Annotated in this window: 22 protein-coding genes and 1 pseudogene; 6 read left to right on the forward strand and 17 right to left on the reverse strand. The window is 44.1% G+C overall.

The window, feature by feature from the left end:
* Nucleotides 1-136 precede the first annotated feature (136 nt).
* Nucleotides 137-697 carry a restriction endonuclease subunit S gene (locus tag C6H00_RS08215; RefSeq protein ID WP_104750498.1) on the forward strand — a complete coding sequence of 187 codons (561 nt, stop codon included), beginning with the start codon at nucleotides 137-139 and terminating at the stop codon, nucleotides 695-697.
* 57 nt (nucleotides 698-754) lie between these two features.
* Here C6H00_RS08215 and C6H00_RS08220 read toward each other — a convergent pair whose 3' ends face one another.
* From C6H00_RS08220 to C6H00_RS08225, 3 genes are read right to left on the reverse strand one after another with little or no spacing between them, the layout of a single operon-like run.
* A complete protein-coding gene (locus C6H00_RS08220) occupies nucleotides 755-2,938 on the reverse strand; it encodes a DUF262 domain-containing protein (RefSeq protein ID WP_104750499.1) in 2,184 nt (727 codons plus the stop codon).
* Nucleotides 2,938-3,132 carry a hypothetical protein gene (locus tag C6H00_RS08910; protein ID WP_233704504.1) on the reverse strand — a complete coding sequence of 65 codons (195 nt, stop codon included), beginning with the start codon at nucleotides 3,130-3,132 and terminating at the stop codon, nucleotides 2,938-2,940. Before C6H00_RS08910 ends, C6H00_RS08220 begins: the two co-directional genes overlap by 1 nt.
* The gene (locus C6H00_RS08225) at nucleotides 3,099-4,643 is read right to left on the reverse strand and encodes a DUF262 domain-containing protein (RefSeq protein ID WP_233704505.1); all 1,545 of its coding nucleotides are present in this window, start codon (nucleotides 4,641-4,643) and stop codon (nucleotides 3,099-3,101) included. The genes C6H00_RS08910 and C6H00_RS08225 overlap by 34 nt, the downstream gene beginning before the upstream one ends.
* Before the next feature lie 97 nt (nucleotides 4,644-4,740).
* On the opposite strand from C6H00_RS08225, the gene speA reads away from it, so the two are divergent.
* Nucleotides 4,741-6,621, forward strand: a complete 1,881-nt coding sequence (gene speA, locus C6H00_RS08230; RefSeq protein ID WP_104750500.1) for an arginine decarboxylase — start codon at nucleotides 4,741-4,743, stop codon at nucleotides 6,619-6,621.
* Here the strand turns inward: speA and C6H00_RS08235 are convergent.
* From C6H00_RS08235 to C6H00_RS08245, 3 genes are read right to left on the reverse strand one after another with little or no spacing between them, the layout of a single operon-like run.
* Nucleotides 6,579-7,505, reverse strand: coding sequence for a tetraacyldisaccharide 4'-kinase (locus C6H00_RS08235; RefSeq protein WP_104750501.1), 927 nt, complete (start codon nucleotides 7,503-7,505; stop codon nucleotides 6,579-6,581). The genes speA and C6H00_RS08235 overlap by 43 nt on opposite strands.
* Nucleotides 7,502-8,248 (reverse strand): NAD(+) synthase, encoded by a 747-nt coding sequence (gene nadE / locus C6H00_RS08240; protein ID WP_104750502.1) that lies wholly within the window; start codon nucleotides 8,246-8,248, stop codon nucleotides 7,502-7,504. The genes C6H00_RS08235 and nadE overlap by 4 nt, the downstream gene beginning before the upstream one ends.
* A complete protein-coding gene (locus C6H00_RS08245) occupies nucleotides 8,249-8,776 on the reverse strand; it encodes a hypothetical protein (RefSeq protein ID WP_104750503.1) in 528 nt (175 codons plus the stop codon).
* 104 nt (nucleotides 8,777-8,880) lie between these two features.
* On the opposite strand from C6H00_RS08245, the gene petA reads away from it, so the two are divergent.
* The 3 genes from petA to C6H00_RS08260 are packed head-to-tail and all read left to right on the forward strand — an operon-like array spanning nucleotide 8,881 to nucleotide 11,481.
* Nucleotides 8,881-9,384: a ubiquinol-cytochrome c reductase iron-sulfur subunit gene (gene petA / locus C6H00_RS08250; RefSeq protein ID WP_104750504.1), complete on the forward strand. Its 504-nt coding sequence runs from the start codon at nucleotides 8,881-8,883 to the stop codon at nucleotides 9,382-9,384.
* A 10-nt stretch (nucleotides 9,385-9,394) separates the two neighbouring features.
* Complete coding sequence (locus tag C6H00_RS08255) at nucleotides 9,395-10,624, forward strand: cytochrome b (protein ID WP_104750505.1); 1,230 nt, start codon at nucleotides 9,395-9,397, stop codon at nucleotides 10,622-10,624.
* A complete protein-coding gene (locus tag C6H00_RS08260) occupies nucleotides 10,624-11,481 on the forward strand; it encodes a c-type cytochrome (RefSeq protein ID WP_104750506.1) in 858 nt (285 codons plus the stop codon). Before C6H00_RS08255 ends, C6H00_RS08260 begins: the two co-directional genes overlap by 1 nt.
* A gap of 29 nt (nucleotides 11,482-11,510) precedes the next feature.
* On the opposite strand, the gene thrC is transcribed toward C6H00_RS08260, so the two are convergent.
* Nucleotides 11,511-12,953, reverse strand: coding sequence for a threonine synthase (thrC, locus tag C6H00_RS08265; protein ID WP_104750507.1), 1,443 nt, complete (start codon nucleotides 12,951-12,953; stop codon nucleotides 11,511-11,513).
* A gap of 79 nt (nucleotides 12,954-13,032) precedes the next feature.
* Between thrC and C6H00_RS08270 the strand changes: the two genes are divergently transcribed.
* Nucleotides 13,033-14,727 (forward strand): MBL fold metallo-hydrolase, encoded by a 1,695-nt coding sequence (locus C6H00_RS08270; RefSeq protein WP_104750508.1) that lies wholly within the window; start codon nucleotides 13,033-13,035, stop codon nucleotides 14,725-14,727.
* A gap of 22 nt (nucleotides 14,728-14,749) precedes the next feature.
* On the opposite strand, the gene C6H00_RS08275 is transcribed toward C6H00_RS08270, so the two are convergent.
* The 10 genes and pseudogenes from C6H00_RS08275 to secG form a co-directional block, all read right to left on the reverse strand.
* Nucleotides 14,750-15,295 carry a hypothetical protein gene (locus tag C6H00_RS08275; protein WP_104750509.1) on the reverse strand — a complete coding sequence of 182 codons (546 nt, stop codon included), beginning with the start codon at nucleotides 15,293-15,295 and terminating at the stop codon, nucleotides 14,750-14,752.
* A 26-nt stretch (nucleotides 15,296-15,321) separates the two neighbouring features.
* Complete coding sequence (locus tag C6H00_RS08280; protein WP_104750510.1) at nucleotides 15,322-15,870, reverse strand: hypothetical protein; 549 nt, start codon at nucleotides 15,868-15,870, stop codon at nucleotides 15,322-15,324.
* Nucleotides 15,871-15,923: 53 nt separating this feature from the next.
* Complete coding sequence (locus tag C6H00_RS08285) at nucleotides 15,924-17,579, reverse strand: GmrSD restriction endonuclease domain-containing protein (RefSeq protein WP_104750511.1); 1,656 nt, start codon at nucleotides 17,577-17,579, stop codon at nucleotides 15,924-15,926.
* Between the two features lie 3 nt (nucleotides 17,580-17,582).
* Nucleotides 17,583-19,388, reverse strand: coding sequence for a flagellar hook-basal body complex protein (locus tag C6H00_RS08290; protein WP_104750512.1), 1,806 nt, complete (start codon nucleotides 19,386-19,388; stop codon nucleotides 17,583-17,585).
* Nucleotides 19,385-20,512, reverse strand: coding sequence for a flagellar hook assembly protein FlgD (gene flgD, locus C6H00_RS08295; protein ID WP_104750513.1), 1,128 nt, complete (start codon nucleotides 20,510-20,512; stop codon nucleotides 19,385-19,387). Before flgD ends, C6H00_RS08290 begins: the two co-directional genes overlap by 4 nt.
* A gap of 46 nt (nucleotides 20,513-20,558) precedes the next feature.
* Entirely contained in the window at nucleotides 20,559-21,896 is a 1,338-nt protein-coding gene (gene fliK / locus C6H00_RS08300; protein ID WP_104750514.1) for a flagellar hook-length control protein FliK, read from the reverse strand.
* A gap of 48 nt (nucleotides 21,897-21,944) precedes the next feature.
* On the reverse strand, nucleotides 21,945-22,364 hold the full coding sequence (locus C6H00_RS08305; protein ID WP_104750515.1) for an RDD family protein: 420 nt from the start codon (nucleotides 22,362-22,364) through the stop codon (nucleotides 21,945-21,947).
* Nucleotides 22,354-22,965, reverse strand: a complete 612-nt coding sequence (gene pyrE / locus C6H00_RS08310; RefSeq protein ID WP_104750516.1) for an orotate phosphoribosyltransferase — start codon at nucleotides 22,963-22,965, stop codon at nucleotides 22,354-22,356. The genes C6H00_RS08305 and pyrE overlap by 11 nt, the downstream gene beginning before the upstream one ends.
* 1 nt (nucleotide 22,966) lies before the next feature.
* Nucleotides 22,967-23,524 carry a ribosome recycling factor gene (gene frr, locus C6H00_RS08315; protein WP_199769223.1) on the reverse strand — a complete coding sequence of 186 codons (558 nt, stop codon included), beginning with the start codon at nucleotides 23,522-23,524 and terminating at the stop codon, nucleotides 22,967-22,969.
* 11 nt (nucleotides 23,525-23,535) lie between these two features.
* Nucleotides 23,536-23,904, reverse strand: a pseudogene (secG, locus tag C6H00_RS08320) (preprotein translocase subunit SecG); the annotation flags it as partial.
* Nucleotides 23,905-23,946: the final 42 nt, after the last annotated feature.

Here is a 23,946-nt window from a genome sequence, read left to right on the forward strand (position 1 = left end):
GCGCGCCAAAGCCCTCAAAGAGTCTTGCCTCGCCCTTCTCACCCACGCCCTAGAAAAAGCGGGGCTAAAACCCACCCTAGCCACGCTTTTAGACAATTTACCCACACCCCCCGCCAGCGGGTGGGATTGTGTCAAATTGGGGGCACATTGTCTCATTAACCAACACAGCCACAACCCCAGCCTTGAGAGCCAAGAATACCGCTACATCGATATTGACTGCATAGAAAAAGGCACGGGCAAAATCCGCCTAAACCCTCCCATAGCGGGCAACCAACTCCCCACAAGGGCGCGCCGTCTAGCCCCTGCTGATAGTGTCGCTATCTCTAGCGTGCGCCCCTACCTAAAGGGCTTTGCCTACATTGAGGCAAGCATGCCAAATACCCTATTTTCTACAGGCTTTGCGATTTTGCAGGGCAAAGAGAGTCTAAACTCTAAATTCTTGTATCTCTTATTCATGTTTTCAGCAGATTTAATGCGCCAAATGGAGGAGCGCATGCCTAAAGCCTCTTACCCAAGCCTCAATACAGAGGACTTTAACGCCCTTAAAATCCCCCTTCCACCCTTGCAAGTGCAAGAGCAGATTGTGCGGATTGTAGAGAGTTTGCAAACCCAAATAGACACCCTACAAATCCAAATTCAAGATCGCAGCATAGCCACACAAAGCATTTTAAACAAACATTTACACTTTGCAGAATGAGAATATTCAACATGTTAAAACTTATGAATTTAAGTTAATGGTGGTCAAAACTTCTCATTAACATATTCCTAAAGCCTCTTTTAACACCCGATCAAAAGAGTTAAATACATCGCCTAGGTCAATAGGATAACTCTCTTTGCCAATGTGAATCTTTTTATTTTGGCTATCCGCACAAACGCGTTTGTTATGGATTTTAAAGTGGGTGCTTTTGGGATAGTCTTTTTCTTTATTATCATTAATGTAGGGACTAAGCCCGGCAGCATTTTTTTCTTGGCAATAAAGATAAAAGCCATACCCCAATAGATCAAGAGCTGTGCTGTAAAAAAGCTTTGTCCCATTGCAAAGCAATACCCTGATCACCACGCTATCGTGCCATTCAAAAGCAATGCGACGGCTTCTTGGGGCAATGTCTTTTTTGGCATTTACAAATTCAAATAACCCTTTTTGTTTAATCAAGAGTTGATCCCACCACTCCCTTTGTAAAAATGCGTTGCTGTTGGTGTAGTCTGCCCAAAAATTATGCATGTCCTTTTCTAGGTCTCCCGCTCCGCTTAACCTATCCAAGAATGTTTTAAAGTAGGGGAGTCCCGTATTAAATCGCCCCTCTAAAAGATCATGGAGCGCATCGCGATCTAAGAAGTGCTGGGTGGGGTTGTTGCCATAAAAGTAATTGGTGTAATAAAAGCTATAATTCCCCACGCATAAAAACGCCCTTTGGAATAGGCAAAAGTGTTGGTCTAAAAAATCCGCACTATAAATTTGTGTGGTGAGGGTGGCATATTTTTGGAACTTCTCTAGGTTGGGAGAGTTGTAGTTGGAGTTTTTGCTAAATGGGGTCTGTTCATCAAAGTGTGTATCGCTAAAATTGAGCAAAAAATCCACCCAACCACACAAAAACTTATGATTGCTAGTTTCATTGAGGATTGCCTCCCACCCCTGCTTGGTTTGGCGATCTTGTAAAATCAAGCGGGCTTTGCGCACTTCAAGAGCGTAAATTTCAGAATGGAAACTATGGGTGGGGTGTTGGTCTAAGAAGCGGTAAATATCCTGTGCACCCGGGGCAATAAAATTGAATAATTGCCCAAAACTCTTAAGGCTTGTGGGGTCGCCTAAGCGGTGGTTTTCAATGAAGTGCTTACACACCCGCCAATAATCTTGAAAGGCTTCTTGGCTAGGCTTTGGATAATGTTGGGCTAGAGCTAAGAGGGCAAAAAAATAGCAAATCTTTTTATACTCCAAACTCTTATACTTTTCTTTCTCTGTTTCTAAATGGAAAAAACTAGCCTTGATATTGAAAAAGTCTTGGGCACTGTGCACTACCAGTAAATCCATGGCATGATCTAAGGTTTGGATATGTGGCAACTCTTGCAAGGGCGCATAAAACTCATTGATGGGCTTGTTAGGATCAATGGCTTCGCTAATATCCCCTTTGGTCATTTCGCTATCCAAACAAAAAAAGATATTGGCATAATGCAAAAAACATAGGCCCCTACTATCCAAATTTTTGGGGTCTCCTCCAAAAAAGTAATCGCTCCATTTATTGTCTATGCTTTCTAATAGGCTAGCGGGTATGCCCTCTTTGGTTTCCATAAAGGCCTTTAGGTTTTCATAGGGGCTAAGTTGCTTGCCTCTAGCGTTCATCTTAATGTAAAGTTCTTCGCCTAGCTTAAATTCTTCCATGTCAAAGACATTAAAAGTGATGCGCTCCAAGTGTTCTAGGGTGATGTTGGGGCATTTTTCATATTGTGCATGGATTAAATCTAGCATGTGCAACATGGCTTTGATGGTGGGATCGTTATTTAAGTCATCTTGCCCCCCAAAAGTTCCCCCCATACTCTTAATGGCTTTGCTGGGGGTTTGTCCGTCCAAATCAAAATCCTTTTTGATCAGATTTTGGCAAAAATTTTTGGAGCTAGCACGGGTAGCGTAGGTAAATTTCTTAAGCAAGGCGCGCACCTCATCTAGCTGATTGGCTCTCTTGTAGCCATAAAAATACAAGAGCCAAAGCGTGGTTAGGCGTTGTTGCCCATCAATGGGGATAAAGCTATGATTTTCTTGATAGCCATAAATAAAATCCAAATGCAGGTTCTGCCCCGTTTTTAGGGTATAGAACAAAACCTCTAAAAAGCCTTTAGCCGTACTCTCTTGACTATTGCGTCCTTGTGCATAGTCTCTTTGCAACATGGGGATTTTGATCGCTTGGTAGTTTTCTAAAAACTGTTTAAAAGAAAAAACTTGCATCAGGCCTCCAAGTATTTTTTTAGATATTTCTTAATTTCCTTAAGATAATCTTCTCGATCGGTGCTGGTAAAAACATCAGCGCAGTCTTTTTTGGTGGAAAATTCTTTGTTAAAAACCTTTTGAGTCGTGATGGGGATGAGTCTATCTTGTTTTTGTAGCTCTAGGATTTCTGATCGCTTACGGGTAAAATCCAATTTTTGATTTTACTATTGGTGCGTTTGTCTAATAGGGTGAGGTTAGAAATGCGGTGCATATTCTCATCATCTTTGAAATTTTGATCGATACGCTCAAACAACGCTTCTAAATCTTTTAAAGAGACATTCTCAAGCCGTTTCAAAGTTTCTTGAATTGCTTTGTTCAGTTCGGCATTCTCGATATGCTGCGACACCTCTTGAAGCCATTTTTTGACTTGATCGGTTTGCCCTTTGGCAATATTTTCAGTAATGCTTTGGGAGTTTTGCGCATAAATGTGCTCTAAACTCCATTTTTCCAGCACAAAGCGGTTAAATTTAAAGCAATCTGAGATCTTTTGATCGATTAGGAACTCGAGGTTAAAGAGCAAGAGCAATGTCTGCAACGCGTTATTGTCTTTAGGGTATTGCAGGTCTTCTATTTTTATTTTTTCCTTTCTATTTTGCAAACATGCACGGGCTTTCTTTGCCACTTCCGCAGACAAAAACACAGCAAATTGGTCGTTATTTTTGACATTTAACCATGCTTGGTATATTTTGTAAATCTCCATCCCCTCTAAAGTCAAAAAACCCAAATAATGAAAAATTTCGCGATGTGGATGCTCCTTAGAGGCAAAACCAGAGAGGGTGTCTATGGCTTCTTTGAGTTTTTCCCACTCCTCTTCCATCCCTTCTTGACCTTTTTCTTGGTAGATGTGGTAAAAATGTTCAAATAGATAGCGATCTTTGCCCGTTGGTTTCACAATGGCTTTTAAATAAATCTCCACTCTTTGGATATCATCACGCAAAACCCCCTCCCCCAAGATGTCTTTTTCATGGATAGGGCTTAAGACACAATAGATAAAATCGCGTTCAGCACGGGCTTTCTTCTCATGGTCATACCAAAAATTCGATCGCTCTTTTAGCGTATCCTCATCATCTTTGAGATCTTTATTAAAAAATAAGGCTTTGATGATCTCGGCTTCTTCTAAAGGGATTTTACCACTGTTAAGTCGTCTAAAAACCTCATTTTCCTCATCCTGTGTTTCATACCAAAGCACCTTGCAATCATCAAGCAAAGTTCTTAGGAAGGCCTGTTTATCGTGTTCTTTAGCCTTAAAGAACTCTTGAATAGTCTGGTAAGCCTTGACAAAATGGTAAAAATCAATGTTGGTTTCTTGCTCCGGACTTTCCAGGCGGTTGGCGATGTCTTCTAAAAATCCCGCACTCTGCGGGCGGGTTTGGTAGGCGATTTTAAAATGGCTTTGACCTTCCAAAAACTTAATGATCAAAAAGATCGTGGTTAGGCGTTGTTGCCCATCGATCACACGATACCTATCCCCCTCTTTTTGCACCACTACGGGTTGCAAACAATAAAACTCCGCCCCTTTAGAATTTTGTCTGAAATCCCAAATATCACCTAAGAGATCCCCCACCTCCTGATCCCTCCAGCGATACCCCCTCTGGTAACTGGGCACAAAAAAATCAAAATTTTCAAGTTCTTTGAGCGTGCGCAAACTCTTCACTTCTTCCATCAAATATCCTTCAACTAAATCGCTATGAGTTATATCTTAAGGAATCCAACATAACTCCCCATTTCTGCTATACTGCCCCTTTTTTTAAGGGGTGTGTATGCAAACTTATGGCTTGGATTATTGGGGTAGAGAGGATTTTTGCATTGATGAGGGTTTGGTAAAGGTGAATGCGGGGGCGCGCCCAAGCCTTATAGACATTGTGCAAGACATGCGCGAACAGGGCTTTAAGGGGCCTTTGCTATTACGCTTCCCCCATCTGATTAGCAAGCAGGTTAACAAACTCTTTAACATGTTTTCTCAAGCCATCGAGCAATACCACTATAGCGGGGCGTTTAAAGCGGTTTTCCCCCTCAAGGTAAACCACATGCCCCATTTTGTGTTGCCCTTAGTGGAAATTTCCAAACGCTTTAAGGGTTGTTATGGTTTAGAGGCGGGCAGTAAAGCCGAGTTGATTTTAGCGATGAGCTATGTCCAAGAAGGCGCGCCCATCACGGTCAATGGCTTTAAAGATCGTGAGATGATCGAGTTGGGCTTTATTGCTGCTAGCATGGGCGCAGACATCACTCTAACCATTGAAGGGCTCAACGAACTTAAGACTATCTTAGAGGTGGCGCGCGCGCGTGGGATTGGGAGCAGTAAGCTCTGCCCTAAAATTGGAATTCGCGTGCGCTTGCACAGCTCTGGAGTGGGGATGTGGGCCAAGAGCACGGGTATCCATGCTAAGTTTGGGCTAGCCAGCACGGAGCTATTAGAGGCGATGCGCTTGTTAGAAGATCATGGCCTCACTGCGCAGTTGCGCATGATTCACTTCCACATCGGAAGCCAGATTAGCGACATCACCCCACTAAAAAAAGCCCTTAAGGAGGCGGGCAATATTTATGCCGAACTGCGCAAAATGGGGGCGTTTAATTTGGATAGCGTGAATATTGGGGGTGGCTTGGCCATTGAGTACGCCCAACACAAGCACCAGTGTGAGCGCAACTACACCCTAGAGGAATTTGCCGGGGATGTGGTGTTTTTGCTTAAAGAAATTGTCAAGCACAAGCAGGAGTTAGAACCTAATATTTTTATCGAATCGGGGCGTTTTATCAGCGCTACGCATGCCGTGTTGGTCGCTCCTGTATTAGAGCTTTTTTCTCAAGATTATGATGAAAGCATTTTACACCTCAAGGAGCACAACCCCCCCCTAGTGGCCGAAATGGAAGATCTTTATCATAATATCAACGCCAAAAACGCCATTGAGTACTTGCATGACAGCTTAGAGCATATGGAATCACTCTTTACACTTTTTGATTTGGGTTATATTGATTTGCAAGATCGCAGTAATGCAGAGGTTTTAGGACACCTCATCATTAAAAAAGCTATCGGGTTTTTGCGCCACAAGGATCATAACGACATTATCCGCATTCAAGAGCAGGTGCAAGAACGCTATTTGCTCAACTGCTCTTTTTTCCAAAGTTTGCCCGATTATTGGGGCTTGAAGCAGAGTTTCCCTGTGATGCCTTTGCACAAACTAGAGAGCGCACCTACACGAAGCGCGAGCCTGTGGGATATTACTTGTGATAGCGATGGAGAGATCAGTTTTAATAAAAATAAACCCCTCTTTTTGCACGATGTGAATGTGCGCCAGGAGGAGTATTTTTTAGGCTTCTTTCTAGTGGGTGCTTACCAAGAGGTGCTAGGCATGCGTCATAATCTCTTCACTCACCCTACTGAATGCTGTGTGTATGTGCATGAGGTGGGTGAAAAAGAACCTTATTCTATTGAAAACATCATGCAGGCTCAGACAATCTTAGACGCGTTGGAGGATTTGGACTACGACACTAAAGAGATCGAGCGGCTCTTAAAGCAAAAGATCGAAGAGAGCGCGCTTTTAGATTTGGAGGATAAACAAGAAATACTTGGGCGACTCTATGTGATGCTCAGTGAAAATGGCTATTTGCGCACACTCGCCCCGCAGGAGCAAATATTAGCGTAATGACAAATCGTTTCAAGATGGGTTTTAGAGATATTTAAAGAGAGTTCTAGCACACTCAAAGGCAGGGGGCACTCTAGCAGTTTGACTGCGTCTTTAGTAGTAACTAACAGGGAAGTCGCTCCGTGTTGCTCAAAGGCTTTTTGTAAGAGGGTTTGATCAAAATAGGCATGGTCTTTAAAATAGAGTTTGCCCACTACTGCGGGCAAGTAAGGGTCTAAACGGCTAGGGTTAGCAATGGCGGTTACTAAGAGCATTCTAGGAGTTGGGTTATTTACCCACACTTGACGGGTATAATCTTGCCCCTCTTGCAATAGCAAATCTGCTTCTTTGTAGCCCCCCAAAAACTCCCGATACGCCCCGCTGGGCAACACGAAATCAAAATAAGGCGCGCGTTCTGGCTTGAGCACGATATTTAATTTCTTATAGTTAAAGCGAAACCCATCATCTAATAAAATCACCTGCGCGCCCAATTCTTTAGCTTTTAAAATCCCCGCCCTGCGATCCACGCTCACCACCACGCTAGCCTTTAAGCGACTCGCACACAAAAACGCCTCATCGCCTGCCTCTTTGGGGCTCACTAAAATTTCCCCCCGCTCACTCACCACTACAAGCCCCTTAGAAGCGCGTCCATAGCCCCGACTAACCACCCCCACATGCAAGGGTTCTAAAATTTTGCCCAGTTCTAAAATAAAGGGGGTTTTGCCACTCCCCCCCACCACTAAATTACCTATGCTAATAATGGGGATTCCTAAATCTTCATAGGGAGCTAGGGCGCGCTTGAGGCGCGCAACACTCCCATAAATAAATGACACGGGCAAGAGCGCGTAAGCTAAGAGTTTCTGCCCTTTGCTGGGAGTATAAAAATAGCGTTCAATCCAGGTCATAGGAAACTAGGGGGTTGGCTTTTAAAGGCGTTTTTCTGCACCCTAGCTACAATGCTTGCCACCAAGTCGGGCGTAAAACCTAGATCACAGAGCAAATGACTATCAATGTGTGCGGGGTTTTCCCAACGCGCGCTGATTTCTTGCAAGAGGGGGTCAATGAGCGCGTAACTAAAGCCTAAATCTGCCTCATCGCTCTGTCCGCTGAAAAGGTCCGCGCTGGGGGCTTTGTTTAAGATATTTTTAGGAATGTCTAGCTCTTGAGCTAGGCTATAGACTTGGCTTTTAAAGAGGTGAGCGATGGGGTTAATTAGCCATGCCAAATCCCCAAAAAGCGTGCCATAGCCTAGCATGATCTCGCTCTTATTGCTCGTGCCCACCACCAACGCGCCAATCTCCATCGAAAAATCATAGAGTAAGTTCATGCGCATGCGCGCACAGAAATTACTCAGCCGTCCTAAACTCACATGAGGGTTTTGCTCTTTAAATAACGCCTCATAAGGCGCGATAGGGCGCGTGGTGTGCGGGATATTAAAACTCTCGCAGAGCAAAATCGCATCCTCTGTTGCGCTAGAGGAGTGGGTAGCGGGCATGATCAGCGCGTGAGTGGGTAGGACTCTTTGGCACAACACCCCCACCAACGCGCTATCCACCCCCCCGCTCATCCCCACGACAAAACGCTTAAAACCCCTTTGCGCGCTCTGGGTTTGCAAAAACAAGAAAAGTTGATCTAGGATGTTGTTCATCTAAAAATCCGGCAAAAATTTAGCGCATTTGGGATTGGGGGTGGTGTCTCCAGAGACTGCGCCATACAATAGGGGACTACAACCCAAGTAATAAACCTTGCCCTTGCGATCTTGGATGGTAAAACTCCCGCCCCCATCAATGTCAAAGATGTATTTCTGCCCCTCTAAGACAAAACTCCCCGTGATGTAGCAGGGGAATTGCTCGTAGTCTATATAGGGTGAGCTCTCATAGGTTTCACTTCTCTTAAAAAACTTTTTTAAGCTCTTGGGGTTAAAGTGCCACGCTAAACATCCCTTAATCTCTTCGCTTCCCTGTATTGCCTTAATTTGCTCTTGGGTGAGGTCTATTTTTACCGGATGAATCACGATCTTTTGAATCTGATCAAAGCCCTTTGTCCATAGCCCGCACTCCTCTCCCAAAACCTTATAACACTCTTTAACTCGAGCTGAATCTAGGGCATGGAGCACAGACCCAAGTGCCACGATGCAACATGAAAACCCTACCAATCCTTGAATTTTAATACCCATGTTCTACTCCCTAACCCCCCATTTTAACACATGCACCTAAAAGGATAGTATTAGACTTTTTCATGTAAAATCTCATTTTGCAATTAAAAAGTGTAGGAGTGATGATGGCGGAGATGAATCGGCGCGATTTTTTAAGCATGGCTTTGGCTGGGGTAGCGGGCGCAGGCGCGATCGCTAGCTTGGTTGCCATGAAAAAGACTTGGGACCCCTTGCCTAGCGTGGTATCGGCAGGTTTTACAAGCGTGGATGTGAGCAATATGAAAGATGGGGAGTTTTCTAGCGTGGAGTGGCGGGGCAAACCGGTGTATATCATCAAAAAAACCCCTCAAGATGCCTTTGATCCCAAGCGCGACTTTAAAATTCAGGACGGAGTTTTCACCGTGGGGATTCAAATTTGCACACATTTAGGCTGTATCCCTAATTTTGAATCCAATAAACAAGGCTTTTTATGCCCCTGTCATGGCGGGCGTTTTACTAGCAATGGGGTGAATATCCCGGGTACCCCACCTCCTCGCCCCTTTGAAATCCCTCCTTTTAAATTGGAAGGCTCTAAGATCACCTTTGGCGAGGTGGGGCCAGAGTATAAAAATATGGTCGCGCACGCGTAAAGGACAAAACATGGCAGAAATCAAGAAGGCAACGGGAGTTGTGGATTGGCTAGATCAACGCTTAGGGGTGAAGAAACTTACCAAAGTGTTGGCAACAGAATATTGGATTCCCAAAAACATTAACTTTTTATGGGCGATGGGGGTGATCTTGCTCACCCTCTTTGGCTTGTTGGTCATCTCGGGCATTTTCCTTTTAATGTATTATAAGCCCGATGCCAAACTCGCCTATGACAGCGTGAATTTTACCATCATGCAAGAGGTCGCCTATGGATGGCTATGGCGGCACATCCACGCCACAGCGGCGAGCATGATCTTTGTGATCCTCTATATCCACATGTTTGTAGCGATCTACTATGGCTCTTATAAAAAGGGTCGTGAGATGATTTGGATTAGTGGTATGCTCTTATTTGTGATCTTTAGCGCGGAAGCCTTTAGTGGCTATATGTTGCCCTGGGGGCAGATGAGCTATTGGGCAGCATCCGTTATTACTGAATTATTTGGCAAAATCCCCGTGATTGGCCCTGACTTGCTCGTGTGGATTAGAGGGAACTATGTCGTAGCCGATGCGACTCTCACACGTTTTTTTATGTTGCATGTGTTCTTATTACCAGTGATAATTTTGGCCATTGTGGGCATGCACTTTTATTCCTTGCGCATCCCCCATGTTAATAACCAAGAGGGCGAAGTGCTGGATTTTGAAGCCGAAGAGAAGAAATTCAAAGAGGGTAAAAAGAAAGAATCTAAGGTTATTCCCTTTTGGCCTGTATTCCTCTCCAAGGATATTTTTGTAGTCTGTGCATTCATGGTTTTCTTCTTTTACTTGGTGTGCTATCACTACGAGTTTGCGATGGATCCTATCAACTTCGAGCGCGCCAATAGCCTTAAAACCCCGCACCATATTTACCCTGAGTGGTATTTCTTGTGGAGTTATGAGGTCTTACGGGGCTTCTTCTTTAATGGAAATTTAGGACTGGTCGCTTTTGGTGTGGCGCAAGTGATCTTCTTCCTCTTGCCTTTCTTGGATAATAGCCCTGTGGTCAAGCCCGCCCACCAACGCAAAGCGTTTCAAATTTGGTTTTGGGTGCTAGTGATTGACATGGTAGTGCTAACCATTTATGGCAAACTCCCTCCCGTGGGCAATAATAAGTATGTGGGCTTTGTGGCTTCCATTATCTTCTTGGCTCTCTTCTTTGTGGTCTTGCCGCTCATTGCGCGCGCTGAAAAGAAAAGGGGGGCGTAATGAAAGAATTGAAGATCTTAGCCATTTTGATCGTGGTGATTGGCGCGCTCTATTGGGGTGTGGAGCCCTACGCGCATAGCGTGATGGAGCCCAAAATGCCCCCGGCTGATTTTGCCTTTAAGGATTTACAGCCTATTGATTTGAGTAAGGGCGATGCGGCTAAGGGTAAGGATTTAGTCGCGCAAAACTGCGTGGCTTGTCATAGCATTGAGAGTCAAAAAATCCCCGCTCCTATGGACCATGCGAGCGCTGGGGCAAGCTTTGGAGTTGTGCCCCCGGATCTCTCCCATGTGGGTGCTGTGCTCAACCCTCAATTCTTAGCCCATTTTATCAAAGACCCCACCAAAGCAGCTAAACTCACCCACAAATACAAGGACGATAACCCCTATCCTATGCCCACTTTTGCGCAATTTAGCGATCAAGATTTGGCCGACATCGTGGCGTATCTAACTTCTATCGCGCCTAAGAAGCTAGAGGACAAAGAAGTCTTTGCTCAAGCCTGCCAGCGTTGCCATAGCATTGCATACGACAAAGAGCACGCGCTCAGCGATCCTAAAGACTTACACCGCTATTTGGGCGCAGAGGTCCCCGATCTCTCTATGATGATTCGCTCGCTCGGGCGCGAAAAACTCGAGGTCTTTATTAATGATCCTCAAAAACTCTTACCCGGGACAGCCATGCCTAGAGTGGGCTTGAATAAAGAGTCTCAAGAGCAGATTGTCAATTACTTAGAAAAGGTAGGGGATAGCAAGAAACACCAAAGAGACGCGCTAGGCATTAAAATCATGGTGTTCTTCGCTGTGATGACCTTGCTTGCCTATGTGTGGAAACAAAAGGTGTGGCGCGAAGTGCATTAAAACAAAGGGAGGTTAGCGCGCAACGCGCGCTAGAAATTTTTTAACCATGTTTTAATGTAATGTTGTAGATCGCTCACACCCACACGATCCTTGTGCACGAGGGGCTTACTTAAGAGCTCTTGCACGCTGGCTGGGGGGGTGATCCCCTCTTTGGCTAAAACTTGTAAAGCTTCTTGATCGTCTTTGGCTTGTTTGCCTAGAGCTAGGGCGGTGGTGTGGGCAAATTTGCTCCAAGATGCGGTAGAAACCACAAGGCTTGGGGTATGATCTTGGAGTTGCGCGTAGGCATAAAGCGCGGTAGCGGTGTGGGGGTCTGCTAGGTAGTGGTGATCGTGATAAATGCGTGCGATGGTGTTTAAACAATGCGCGTCATCACAGCTAAATGCCTCAAAATGCGCGCGCAAACTTTTTAGCTCGCTGGAAGTGAGGGCGTAATATTTGTGATCTTGGAGTTGGCGCATGCACTCCTTAGTGCGTGTAGAACCAAAGAGGGCAAAAAGTAAGCGTTCCACATTGGAACTTTTGAGAATGTCCATCGCTGGGGAGGGAGTTTTGAGCAAACTACGGGTGCGCAGATCATAAACCCCTGTATTAAAAAACTCGCTGAGCACATCATTAGCATTAGACACCACGACAATTTTTTCTAGGGGTAAGCCCATCGCTTTAGCATAAAATGCGCCTAGAGCGTTGCCAAAATTCCCGCTAGGAATGAGAATTTTAATAGGATCGCCATAGGTAATCGTCCTTTGGCGCACCAACTCCAAATATCCCCAAATGTGATAGACCATCTGGAAGATGATGCGCCCAAAGTTGATCGAATTGGCTACGCTCAAATGCAAGTCTTTTTGAGCTAAATGTGCTTGAAAAGATTCATCGGCTAAAAGGGCTTTAAGCGCGCTTTGGGCGTCGTCAAAATTTCCCTCTAGCCCGACTACCTTGAGATTGGGCGCGTCCATGCTCTGCATTTGCAAAGCTTGGATTAGGCTTGTACCCTCAGCTGGATACAAACAAAAGACATAGGTATTAGGCAGATTGGCAAAGCTAGCTAGAGTGGCTGGACCTGTATCCCCGCTAGTGGCCACCATAATGAGATACTTTTCATCGCGCGCTTGGGCCAATCCTGAGAGAAGCACCCCAAAGGGCTGGAGCGCCATGTCTTTAAAAGCCAAAGTAGGGCCATGAAAAAGTTCTTGAACATATAAGTTAGGTTTGAGTGAGCGCAGGGGAGCGAGGGATTTAAATTGTCGGTAACGCTCTAAGGCATTATCTAAGAGAGCAGAATCAAGATCAAGTTTTAAGACCTGAAAGAGAGCACGCGCTAACTGGCTGTAATTTAAGTTTATATAGCCTGAAAAGTCTATTTGAGGTAGACTTTGAGGGGCACAAAGCCCGCTACTTTGAGCCGGATTGAGTAGAGAACCTGTAAAGCTACCTAGAGAATGGGCATCTCGTGTATCTATCATGTGTGCCATGTTTTTTCCTTTATGCGTGGGGGTAATTTGGCAATAACTTTAGTATAATAGCCCTTTATTTTCAGCCTATGGAGTGTCTATGTCCGCTTTGCCGCCTAAAAAAGCTTCTTCTGCGCCCGCAGCAATCAAATTGCGCCGTGTGGGGCTTTTTGAAACAGCTACCAATACTCAGAGTCTCTCTGTAAGGGGTTTGCTAGAAGGCGTTAATGACATGGGAAATTTCATTGTCAATATGAAAAAACATGTCAAAATGGGCGAAAAGCCAGAGGTGAATTGGATCATTGACACCATTTGCGATCACAGAGGGGATAAACTCTTGCACAAAAGTGGCATCGCCTCATGCCCGCATTGCGCATGGAATCTCCATCTTAACACCCTAAGCTACGACAATGGACGCAAAAAACAACCCCTCAAATATCGCCTAGAGGGGCGCACCCTCCAAATAGAAACCTCTACAGATTTAGCCAATCCCTACCAATCTAGCTTTAAGGGAGATTTTAAAATCCGCTATCTTAACCATGCCTGTTTGTATATTGAAGCAGGCGGAGTTAAATTCATCACCGATCCATGGCTTCTAGGTCCTGCCTTTTTAGGGGCGGGTTATTTAGAAAAGGCGAGTTGCAAAGAAGCAGTACACTGCTTGGTGCAGGCCGATTTTATCTTTATCTCTTCTAATCGTTCTAGTTGTTTGCACCCCCAAACTTTGGCTTTCGTGTCTAAAAGTAAGCCTTTTATTGTGGGCAATTTTCCCTCTAAGAGTGTGGTGCGCGCGCTCAAAAACTTAGGTTTTTCTAATATCTTTCCTTTGGAATTTCAAGAAATTTATGAGTTTAACTCTTCCTTTCAGTTTAGTGTATTTAGAGCTGGGGATGGTTCTGAGGAATGCGGGCTGTACTTGTGTCTTTGTGGGCATGATGTGCTCATCAACCCTTATTCTAATTACATCAACCGCTTTAATTTGCCCAGTGGATTAACCTTGCTCTGCACCGCTTTTTTTGGAGAAACCTCTGGCTTCCCCTTTTGTATCGATAATTATAGCGATCAAGAAAAAAAGGCTCTACATAACGCGCATTTAGAAGGGCTTAAACAGCAACTAGAGAATCTCATCAATATCACTCAACCTGCTTATGTTTTGCCCATTGCAACACCCTATATTCACGAGCGCGAACCCGCTCTAAAAGTTAGCAATACCTTTAATGATGTGCAAGAGTGTAAAAAGATTTGCGATCTCTACAGCCGCACGCACCGCGAAACTCCTGTAAAATGTTTGACCCCCACCGATGATCTCACTTTAGAGTTTAAAGTCGCTGATATAGTGCAGTGGAAAGAGGATACCCACATCCTTAAAAAAGAAGTCCCCGCCAAATATGCCCAATTCTACGCCAAAACTTTTACCTACGAGCCTCAAAAATTAATGGGTTTTCTTAAGCTTTCTGCTTATAAGGCTAATCAAATTGTGAGTTTTATCCCTACTAATGAAAATTTTGAACAGGTTGTTGCCCCCATTGTAGAAGCTAATTTTGCTACCCAAAGCTTTAAGGTCATTCCCAAAAGTGCGCTCATTGAGTCCGCACAAGGGTATCGTGTAATGCAACTGCGCGTGCGCAAAGAAATTTTAGCCTGTATTATAGAAAATCACCTCCCCTTTGAGGAGATGCTACGAGGTTTTCATTGCCGTATCAAGCGCAACCCTAACGCTTACGAAGCCAATTTTTGGTATCATTTTAGCCATCTTTACAGCTCCCCCAAGGCTTATAGCGTAACTTTAGGATAAGATTTAGCTAGAAGACACTCCATCAATTTTTGCAATAGCCATTTTGATAGCACCGCTTTTTTAGCTCATCAAAACTTATAGTAGGATCGCCTAGGATGCTAGGATGGCGTTTTTGAGGATCATCGCGAGGTTGGCGGTAAAAAATCCATGTGCGTACAGGGTGTTTGTCCCCTTTGGAGTTAAAAACTTGCTCGCTAAATTGGTGTAGGTAAAAATTTTCTTGCAATAACCTAAAAGTGAAGTAGGTTTTATAATAAAAGTCATTTGCATAGTAGCCCTGTTCGATGGTTAAGTAGGGAAATTTATACGCTAAATCCATCTTAACATCTTTGCCCTTGCTAACAGCGCATAGGGCGGGTAAGCGTTGTTGGTTGCGCTGGAAACGCACACAAACAATATCTGGCTTATCAGGGGTGTTTTTATAAAAAATCTCTTTACTAAAGTTGTAATGCTTGTTGCCCACATCAAAGGACAAAAGGTCTTGGGTTTGCTTTTTTAAATTATGCGTCTGTTGTGTATTTGCAGCATGCAATAGGCCCAAAAACACCCACCCTAAAAACTTTTTCATCCTTCACTCCTTAGAAAACCAAACCATCAGTCTATACAATAACCATTGCGACGACACTGCGCTTCTAACCTATTATAAAAACCATCTTTGAGATCCTTTAGAGTCATAAGATGGCGTTTTTTGGGATCATCACGGGGTTGGCGGTAAAAAATCCATGTGCGCGTGGGGTGTTTATCTCCTTTAGACCTAAAGCTTTGTTGGCTAAACTGGTGCAGATAAAAAGTCTTGTCCACTAATTTAAGTGTGGTGTAGTAGGTGTAATAAATACCATCTCTTTCATACCCGCCCGACTCGATGGTCAGATAGGGAAATTTGTAGACCACATCTATTTGCGTGCCCGCGCTTGCGCACAACTGGGACAAAAGGACTTGATTGTGCCGAATTAACATGCAAATTTTGAGGGGAATGTCCAAAGATTTGTCATAAGTTGTCTCTTTGCTAAAGCTGTAACGATCGCCTTTGACATTAAAAGAGAGAAGGTCTTGAATTTGTATTTTTAGATTGCGCATGTTTGATTGTGTATCTGCAGCGTGCAATAGACCCAACAGCACCAACACACCTAAGAAGTTTTTCATCTCCATATCCTCAATGCATTTGAAACACTTGTTATAGAATCTTAACCTTTAGATCAAGTGAGTTTTTTAATCGCTTCTAAGATTTTCTGCGCGCGCATTTGCAAGAACGCGTCATAATTTTCTAGCACATGCAGATCGTTTAAATCTATTAAATGGGTGGCTAGGGTTTGCTCTAAATGGGGGTTGTTTTGCTGATATTTTTGAATATATTGCTTAGGGGGTGTGTCTTTAATAGCTTGATTTAGGCGCGCGTCAATGAGGGTCATATTGGCGATCACATCCGTGTTGTCCTTAAAACCAATATGTTTGAGGTGATTTTTAGGGAAGAAGTGGTGCAGGTTTCTTTTTTGCCTGATCTGTATAAAGAGATTGTCTAAAACCACTTTGCTATTGTTATCAAAATTTTTAGGCTCTAAGGTGGCTAACACGCACAAAACCCCTCTTTGTAATCCACTTTTGACATTGAGCTTTTCCTCTGTTAAAAACTCTTTAGTGATGGTGTAGAAAGGGAGTTCTTCTTTAAAATTGATGCGATTTTCTTGATAAATGTGTTCAACCAAGCCTAATTGCTTAAGCAGGGTATCGCCTACTATCTTGCTACTAAAAAACGCGCCCCTAAAGAAAAGCCGTCTTAAATTAGCGATTTGATTCGCATTGGGACTTTTATGCTCACTGAGGGCAAAGAAATACGCTATAAGCATTAAAGATCCCACAGAAGGCAAAAAGTCAAAGGAGGGGATTTTAAGATCGTGTTTTAAAAACTGGGCAGCGTTCTTAAAACAGGGGGCGACAAAGTCCCACTGCTCTTGCACCACCTTTGGGTCTAGTTTTAAGAGAGTGGGGATGGAAATCTTTTCTGTGAGATTACCAGATGCTTTATAACGCACTAAATAAGAGAGAAGTTGTAAAATCACTACGGATTGTTTTTTATCAAATCCGTAATCTAAGTGTTCTAACTCTTCGTTGAGATTTTGGAACTTTTCCTCTAAATCAAAGCCTTTTTCCACAATAAAAGTTTGGGTGGAGTCGGCTTCTGGAGGCATGTAGAATTTAGCGCACAGAACCTCAAAACTGCTTAGTTTTGTGCCTCCCGTATTGATGCGCGAAAAGATTTCAATGATCTCTTCTAGGGGGGTGTCTGTGATCTCAATAATGGGGAAGCGGTAATCCTCAATCTTTTGTTTAAATTTATCAAATTGGCGCGCGGCTTCGATGCTTAATTGGTATGTTTCTTGAATATCCAGAATGCTTTGGTTGAACAAATCATAGACACGCACGACCTGCGCGGTGATTTCTTCTTTAGGATTTTTAGCAAAGCAATACTCCCCGTTTTCATTAGGTTCTATGCTTAGTAAAATATCTTGATAATTCTCAACAATCTTAGCACTTTTGCGCACCTGCAAACCCTGATAGACTAAAAAGAGAGCGGTCATGCGTTGCTGACCATCGAGGATATAATGCACGGATTCATTGGGATCGGGCTCAATGAGCGCGCAACTCTCAATCTCACGGCATGCCTGTAGCTTTTCTTTGGTTTTCCATAAAACAAAACTTCCAGTAGGAAAGCCCCGTAAAATGCTATCGATAAAACCGGCGACCTGTTCTTTTTTCCACACAAAATCGCGTTGGAAACGCGGGATTTGGTATTCTCCCTTGTGCAAGAGAGAAACAATCTCTCTGAATTTTTTCTCTACATAGCTACAGGGCATGTTCTACCTTTTTAAATTGATCGCCTCTTTGATGAGATCATCTCCTGTGGTGAAGGCTTTGGCGTTCATAGAGTAGCCCCGTTGCATTAAAATCAAGTTAGTTAGAGAGTGCCCGGCATTGACATTACTGGTTTCTAGGTATTTGTGCATCACCTTGCCAAATTTGAGCTTGCCATCATCGCGATCCCAGCCAATAATCGGGTTGCCACTCAAAGGAGCAGCGCGCCCATTCACCGTGGCGTTTTGAATATCAAAGAGATTGCTCCCCACTTTTTTAAGCCCTTGATCATTGATAAAGGTCGCGATCCCCACACGCCCCATTGTTTCTAACGCCCCATTGGTGAAAATGAGATGGATAATTCCATCATCATCAATGCGCATATTGGCTAAAAGCCCCTTAGGCTTGCCATCTTGAGAGATTTGATAGATTTTAGAATCATCATAGGGCACATCACTAGAAGTGTAATCATCGCTCTTGTCAATAGAGTAAGTCAGTGGCGATCCTTTAAAATCTAGGGTTACTGGGTTGGCGTGCATTTTGCCCTCTTTATCAAAGGTTACGCTCTGCCTGACTGGTTTTGTGGTGATAGGGCTTTTATCGCGCGCCTCAATAATAGAACTCTCTACATCCCATTTTTCCTGTGTTTTGGGATCGGCAGGGTCTTTAGCACTATTCATAAAAAAATCGCTCTTGAGCAGGTATTTTTGCCCCCCCTTGTCATAAATCTCAGCAGTAGTGCTATAAAAGGGGATACGAATCCCCACAGAATCCCGGGTTTCGTTCTTTTTAAGAAACATCCCATTAGCTGTCCAACCCAGTTTTTCAGCCATAGGTCCACGAATGGCTAAAGTGGCAGTAGGATCACTAGGGTTTTTTATTTGTAAGAACAGGGTAGATTTCACTTCAGAAGGGTCGCTTTTGCCAATGGTTAAATCCAAATTGAGCTTACTTTTAAGCAGGTTTTTTAAATCGCCCAAAGTGCGGAATTCGTTTTTTTCAGGTCCACCTGTGCCATATCTAAAGGTCGTATCTTGAGCCAAATCGCCCTTGACGATCATAATTTCTAACTCTCTGTGCATGGCTAAATCCAAAGGCTCATTATCATCATTAGCCAAAGCGTTGGCATCCTGATTTAAAAAGCGGTCCGTGATCAACTCCCCATTATCATCTAAAAAATATTCCTCAGCGGGGCGCACATGGTTTTTGGCATTCAAATTCAGGCTAATATTTAGCTTTGTGGTTTGCACGGGTTGGTATTGGATGTCTTTGGGGAGGTAGAGTGTGCTCAATTTGCCACTCTTAAGGGCCTTTTCTTCCTCTTCCTTATTGCCCGCTGTCAACACTCCATTTTTGATTTTATGCAAATCCACCCCATAAACATAATAACCATGTGAGTTGACAATGTAACCATCCGCATCGCGTAAAAAATTGCCATCGCGGGTGTAAAAATTCTCTTGAGCCTGCTGGTAGCCATCTTTGTTAATTTGCATGCTTCCATTTTTATTAGGCCCTACAATGAACCACCCGCTCCCCTGATAAGCCATATTAAAATCCGAGTCACTGGGCATATACTCCCCATCCTTGTTAGAAATGGCGTTTCCTCCTGCTGCAGCCCCGTAGTTGCGATCGTTTGCTGTAACCGTGTTGCCCCCTAGTGTGTTTAGATGTGAGGCAAAGAGGGATTTAAACTCCGGGTCGTTGCGGCGATAGCCCACGGTGTTAATATTAGCGATGTTATTAGAAACGCTATCGATTCCAAATTGGTGGGTTTTGATCCCTGAATAGGCGTTAAGAATGGTGTCATTCATGTCAAACTCTTCTCTTGTGGGTTGGGCTTAGGTGCTTTAGAGGCATTTAAAAGCGGGTTGGGAGTGTGTGGGGCAGATTTGGGCAATACATTGGCTTTTTGGGGTGTAGGTGGAGAAATTTTGGAGGCTAGGGGTTTGGGGGTTTGCTCTAAAGGGTGGGGGTTAGGGGCTTTGGGGTGCGGTGTGGGTGGATTAGCACTAGAAGAGGCGATTGGGGTAGGTTTGTTCTCTTTGGGTGGCATGGTGGGTTTTTCTTGGAGTTTAGCCTGCACGAGGTGGGCTAAACTCTCATGTTGTTCTTGTTCATGGCGTGAATTAGGTTTGTCGTAAAATTCTAGTGCGCTATCCATAGGCAAGACCATCTCTCCCATGCGCAACATCGGTTTACCCTTGTTAAAAACCACGCTTTGCACCTCACCCCTGCCAATGCGCGTGTGCAGATATTTATTGCTACTAGGGTCCAAATTGTATTCGGCCATGATCTCATAAGCGCCCGGCTTGACCGGTTTACCCTCTTGATTCAAGCCATCCCACTCAAAATTCACATACCCCTGTTTGCCATTCTTGTCTTTCAAAGAGAGGGTGCGCACAAGTTGTTTGTTTTGATCAAAGATTTGTATCCCCGGATTGCCCTCAGAGGCTTTGATGGGCTGATCAAAGTAAAGCGTAAAAGTAACCTTACCCTTGCCCACATTGATCCCCTTGACATCGGTTTCTACAATTTTACCAATCATCGTAACACTATTGCGCCCAGAAGCCTCAGCTAACAACGCGCTAGCCTTAAGGCTGTTATCCATGCCCTTATCTAGGTGTTCTAAAGTGTCCTTAAGCTTGCCTTGAAAGTCTTTGAGCGATTGGTTAGTTTCTTTGCTTGATTGCATCGCATCAGCAACCTCTTTCATGGTCTTCTTACTTTCTTCTTGCATTTCTACTTGGGTGAGCTGCGCGGTTTGCGTGATAATTTTGTCCGTTTCCATAGGCGCGGTAGGGTCTTGGTTTTTGAGTTGCTCTAAGAACAACTTCATAAACGCGTCTTTATCTAAACCATTGGCGATTTTAGGCTCGTGTTTCTTTTTCTCCATCGCCGCTTTTGCCCCGGTTACTTCTGCTAAATCAATGGGCATGCCTCATCTCCCTTGATAGTATAGAGGGACATTATACCCAATTAAACTAAGCGTAGAGACCTGCACTTTTTGGAGGTTCTGAAGTGGAGGGTGGGGGGCTCTCTTCTTTGTTAGGGGATTGTGTGGGGGTAGAAGTCCCTTGATTTGCATGATCTTGTTGGCTTTGTTGTTGCTGGGGGTTGTTGCTAAAACCCTGCCCATCTTGGGTTATAAAGCTTACATCCACATTATTAAAACCCATTTGGGAGAGGTTTTGGCGCAATTCGGCATTATGTGCAGAGAGCAACGCGCTCACAGGCGCGCTAGAGGCTACGCTCACTTGGATATTTTTACCCACTTGTTGGATTACCACCTCCACCTTGCCTAATTTATCTGGGTGGAGCTCCATAGAGAGCTTATTGATGGGGGGCTTAAAATTTTGCAACTCTTGTTTGAGCTCGGTAGCAAAATTCTTTAGAGTTTCTTTAATCTGGGGAGCTTTGGGGGTTTCCTTATCTGTATGATTAGAATGTTGGACATGTGCGTGGCTGGAGCTCTCTTTGATGGCGATTTTAGATTCTTCTTTTTCCCCCTCTTGTGTGGGTTTATTGGCCATAGGTCCTTGCAGATGTGTGAGAGCGGTAGTGAGGGGAGTTGGGGGGAATTTCTCAAAGGCTTCTTTAAACGCCTGTTTGATTTCGCGATCGTTAGTGGCGTTATCTTTAAAGTGTGGGTTTAGTGGTTTGTGCATTTCGTGTTTGGAATCTGTCTTGGTTTTAGACATGTGTTGTGCGAGCAATTGGCTTAAGGGTGTGTTCTTCAAATTAACTTGCTTATGCGCTTGGGTTTTTTGATCTGTGGTGTGTTCTTTGGGGGCTTTGGTCTCTTTAGTTTTAGTTGAGGCGGACTTTTTGTTTTTGAGAGCTTTCATGTTGAGCAAGTTTTGGGTAGAGAGAGGGGGTTTTTCTGTTTGCGCTTCTGTTTTAGGCGCGCTTTTTTCGTGTTTGAGGGCACTGAGTTTGAGCTTTTTGGCGTTCTCTAGCTTTTTGATGTCTCCTAGCGTGGGTTTTTCAAGATTCTCTTTTAAATTCTTAGTATCTTTTTTGACCTCTTTGGTTTCTGTGTGGGTTTTCTTGCTCAATTCTGGCAAGGAAGTTTTTTTAGTATCTGCAAGGGCGAGCAGATTAGGATCGAACACTTCTTTATCGTGCTTTTTTTTATTTTTAGCACTCTTAAGGTCATGGGGAGTTTCTAGGGCGTGGAGAGGCTTTACATGCGCTTTTTTGCCCTCCAAAAGAGTTTTAAACAAACTTTTATCTGCAAGCGCATCCTTGTCTCCTACATGTGTTTTACTATGTTTAGAGGAGGCTTTGCTTGCCTCTAAGGCTAGAGGGTTGAGTGCCACGCCAATCCTTTGCTTTTTTAAAGGAGGGCAAGCAAAGATAGTGCCATTTTAAGCGCGTTTTGGACTCGCTCCGCTCAAAATATCATGTAAAAGGCGTTTATCACGCATAAAAAGAGGGGTGAAGAGTCCAGCAAGCGAGCCCGCCACCACTAGCCACAGCCAAAAACGCGCCAAAGCGCGCCAAAAACCTATTTTATTCCCATGTTTATCTACAAGGATCAAACCCACATAACGCCATCCAGGGGTTTGTCCGCTCACACGCACAAACAACGCGCTGATCAAGCCATAAATCCCCACGCAGGCTAAAATCGCACCTTGATGTTCTCTAAAACTCTGCGCTGACCCTAAGATCACATAGGTTACAAAATAAAGCAAAGGTGTGTAGAGCATAAAAATATCCACTAACAAAGCCTTGAGGCGAGGCAGGGCATACAAAGCGCGGTAGGTCTGTAAAAACCTACTTTTCATTCCCGCGACTACCCGGCTTAATAGGCTTGCTAGTTGCACACAGAGGGCAGTGAGTAGGAGCATACATGGCAAAATCAAAATCTGCTAGAGTGAAGAGGGGCAAATGCGCAGGGAGTTTGCAGGTGGCCTTAGAAGTGTTTTGTGTTCCATAGCGCGCACAAATTCCCCGATTAGCCAAACTTGCAAAGGCGATCACTTGCGCTCCTAAAGATTCCACGCACTGCATGGCCTCTAGTGCTGAACCCCCAGTGGTGATGATGTCCTCACAAATAAGAATACGCTCTTGTGCACTGACCTCAAAACCCCGTCTTAAGGTCATTTCTCCATTCACGCGCTCGGTGAAAATAAAGCGCACACCCAGCGCGCGCGCCAGTTCATAACCTGCTAAAATCCCCCCCAAAGCCGGAGAGCAAATACTATTTACGCAGACTCCCGCTTTTAAAATTTCCTTAGCGAGGGCTTGGGCGAGTTGCTGGGCTAATTTGGGATCTTCAAGCACCTTAGCTGATTGTAGATAAAAATTAGAATGATTGCCACTGCTTAAGAGAAAATGCCCCTCTAAGAGCGCGCCACAACTTTTATAAATGCTTTGAATGTCCATGTCAAATCTTTAAAATCTCTTCTTCTTTGTGCTTGAGAGCTTCCTCAATTTTTTTAATGGCGGTGTCAGTGATCTTTTGCACCTCAGCTAAAGCCTTCTTGCCTTGATCTTCGCTAATGGCCTTATCTTTTTCTAGCTTTTTAATTTGGTTATTAGCGTCTTGGCGGATATTGCGCACGGCGACCTTAGCCTTTTCGCCCATTCCTTTAGCCTCTTTAGCGATTTCTTTGCGCTGTTCAGAGGTCATAGGGGGGAAAAAGAGTTTCACGCTCTCCCCATCATTATTAGGATTAGCCCCTAAATTTGCCTCTTGCAATGCGCGCTCAATATCTTTGAGCAAGTTTTTCTCCCAAGGGGTGATGCTCAAAGTGCTCGCATCACTAGCAATCACTGAGCCCACTTGATTAAGCGGAGTGGGCGTGCCATAATAATCCACGCGCACATTTTCCACCAAACTAATGGAAACCTTGCCACTGCGCAAAGTGGTGAAATCTCTGAGTAACGCCTCTAAACTCTTGTGCATTTGATCTTGAGTCTGCTTATAAATATCATCTAACATTGTAATCCTTAAGGGGTGGTTTTTAGGGGGTTGGTTTTGGGAGCGTTTTGTAAAAGGGGGTTGCCCAAAGGGTTGACTAAGGGGCTTTGAGGCACAGAAGGCACAGAGGGGATAAGGGGGGCAACTTTGGTGTTATCTAAAACACTGGTGTTATATTCTTTATTATAAAAGTAACCTAGCGAGATCGTATTTGCTAAAAATAAAAAGCCTAAAAACATGGTCAATTTTGCCAAAAAGCTAGCGGGTCCCTTAGCTCCAAAGAGAGATTCATTACTCCCACTATAAGCCCCTAAACCAATGCTCGCGCTCTTTTGCAAAAGCACCACAACTACAATTAACAGGGCTAAGATGATTTGCAAAACCAATAAAACACTACTCATAAGCTCTCCATAGAAATAAACACCGATCTTAGCAAATTTTTA

The organism is Helicobacter cynogastricus, from assembly GCF_900197855.1.
Lineage (GTDB): Bacteria > Campylobacterota > Campylobacteria > Campylobacterales > Helicobacteraceae > Helicobacter > Helicobacter cynogastricus.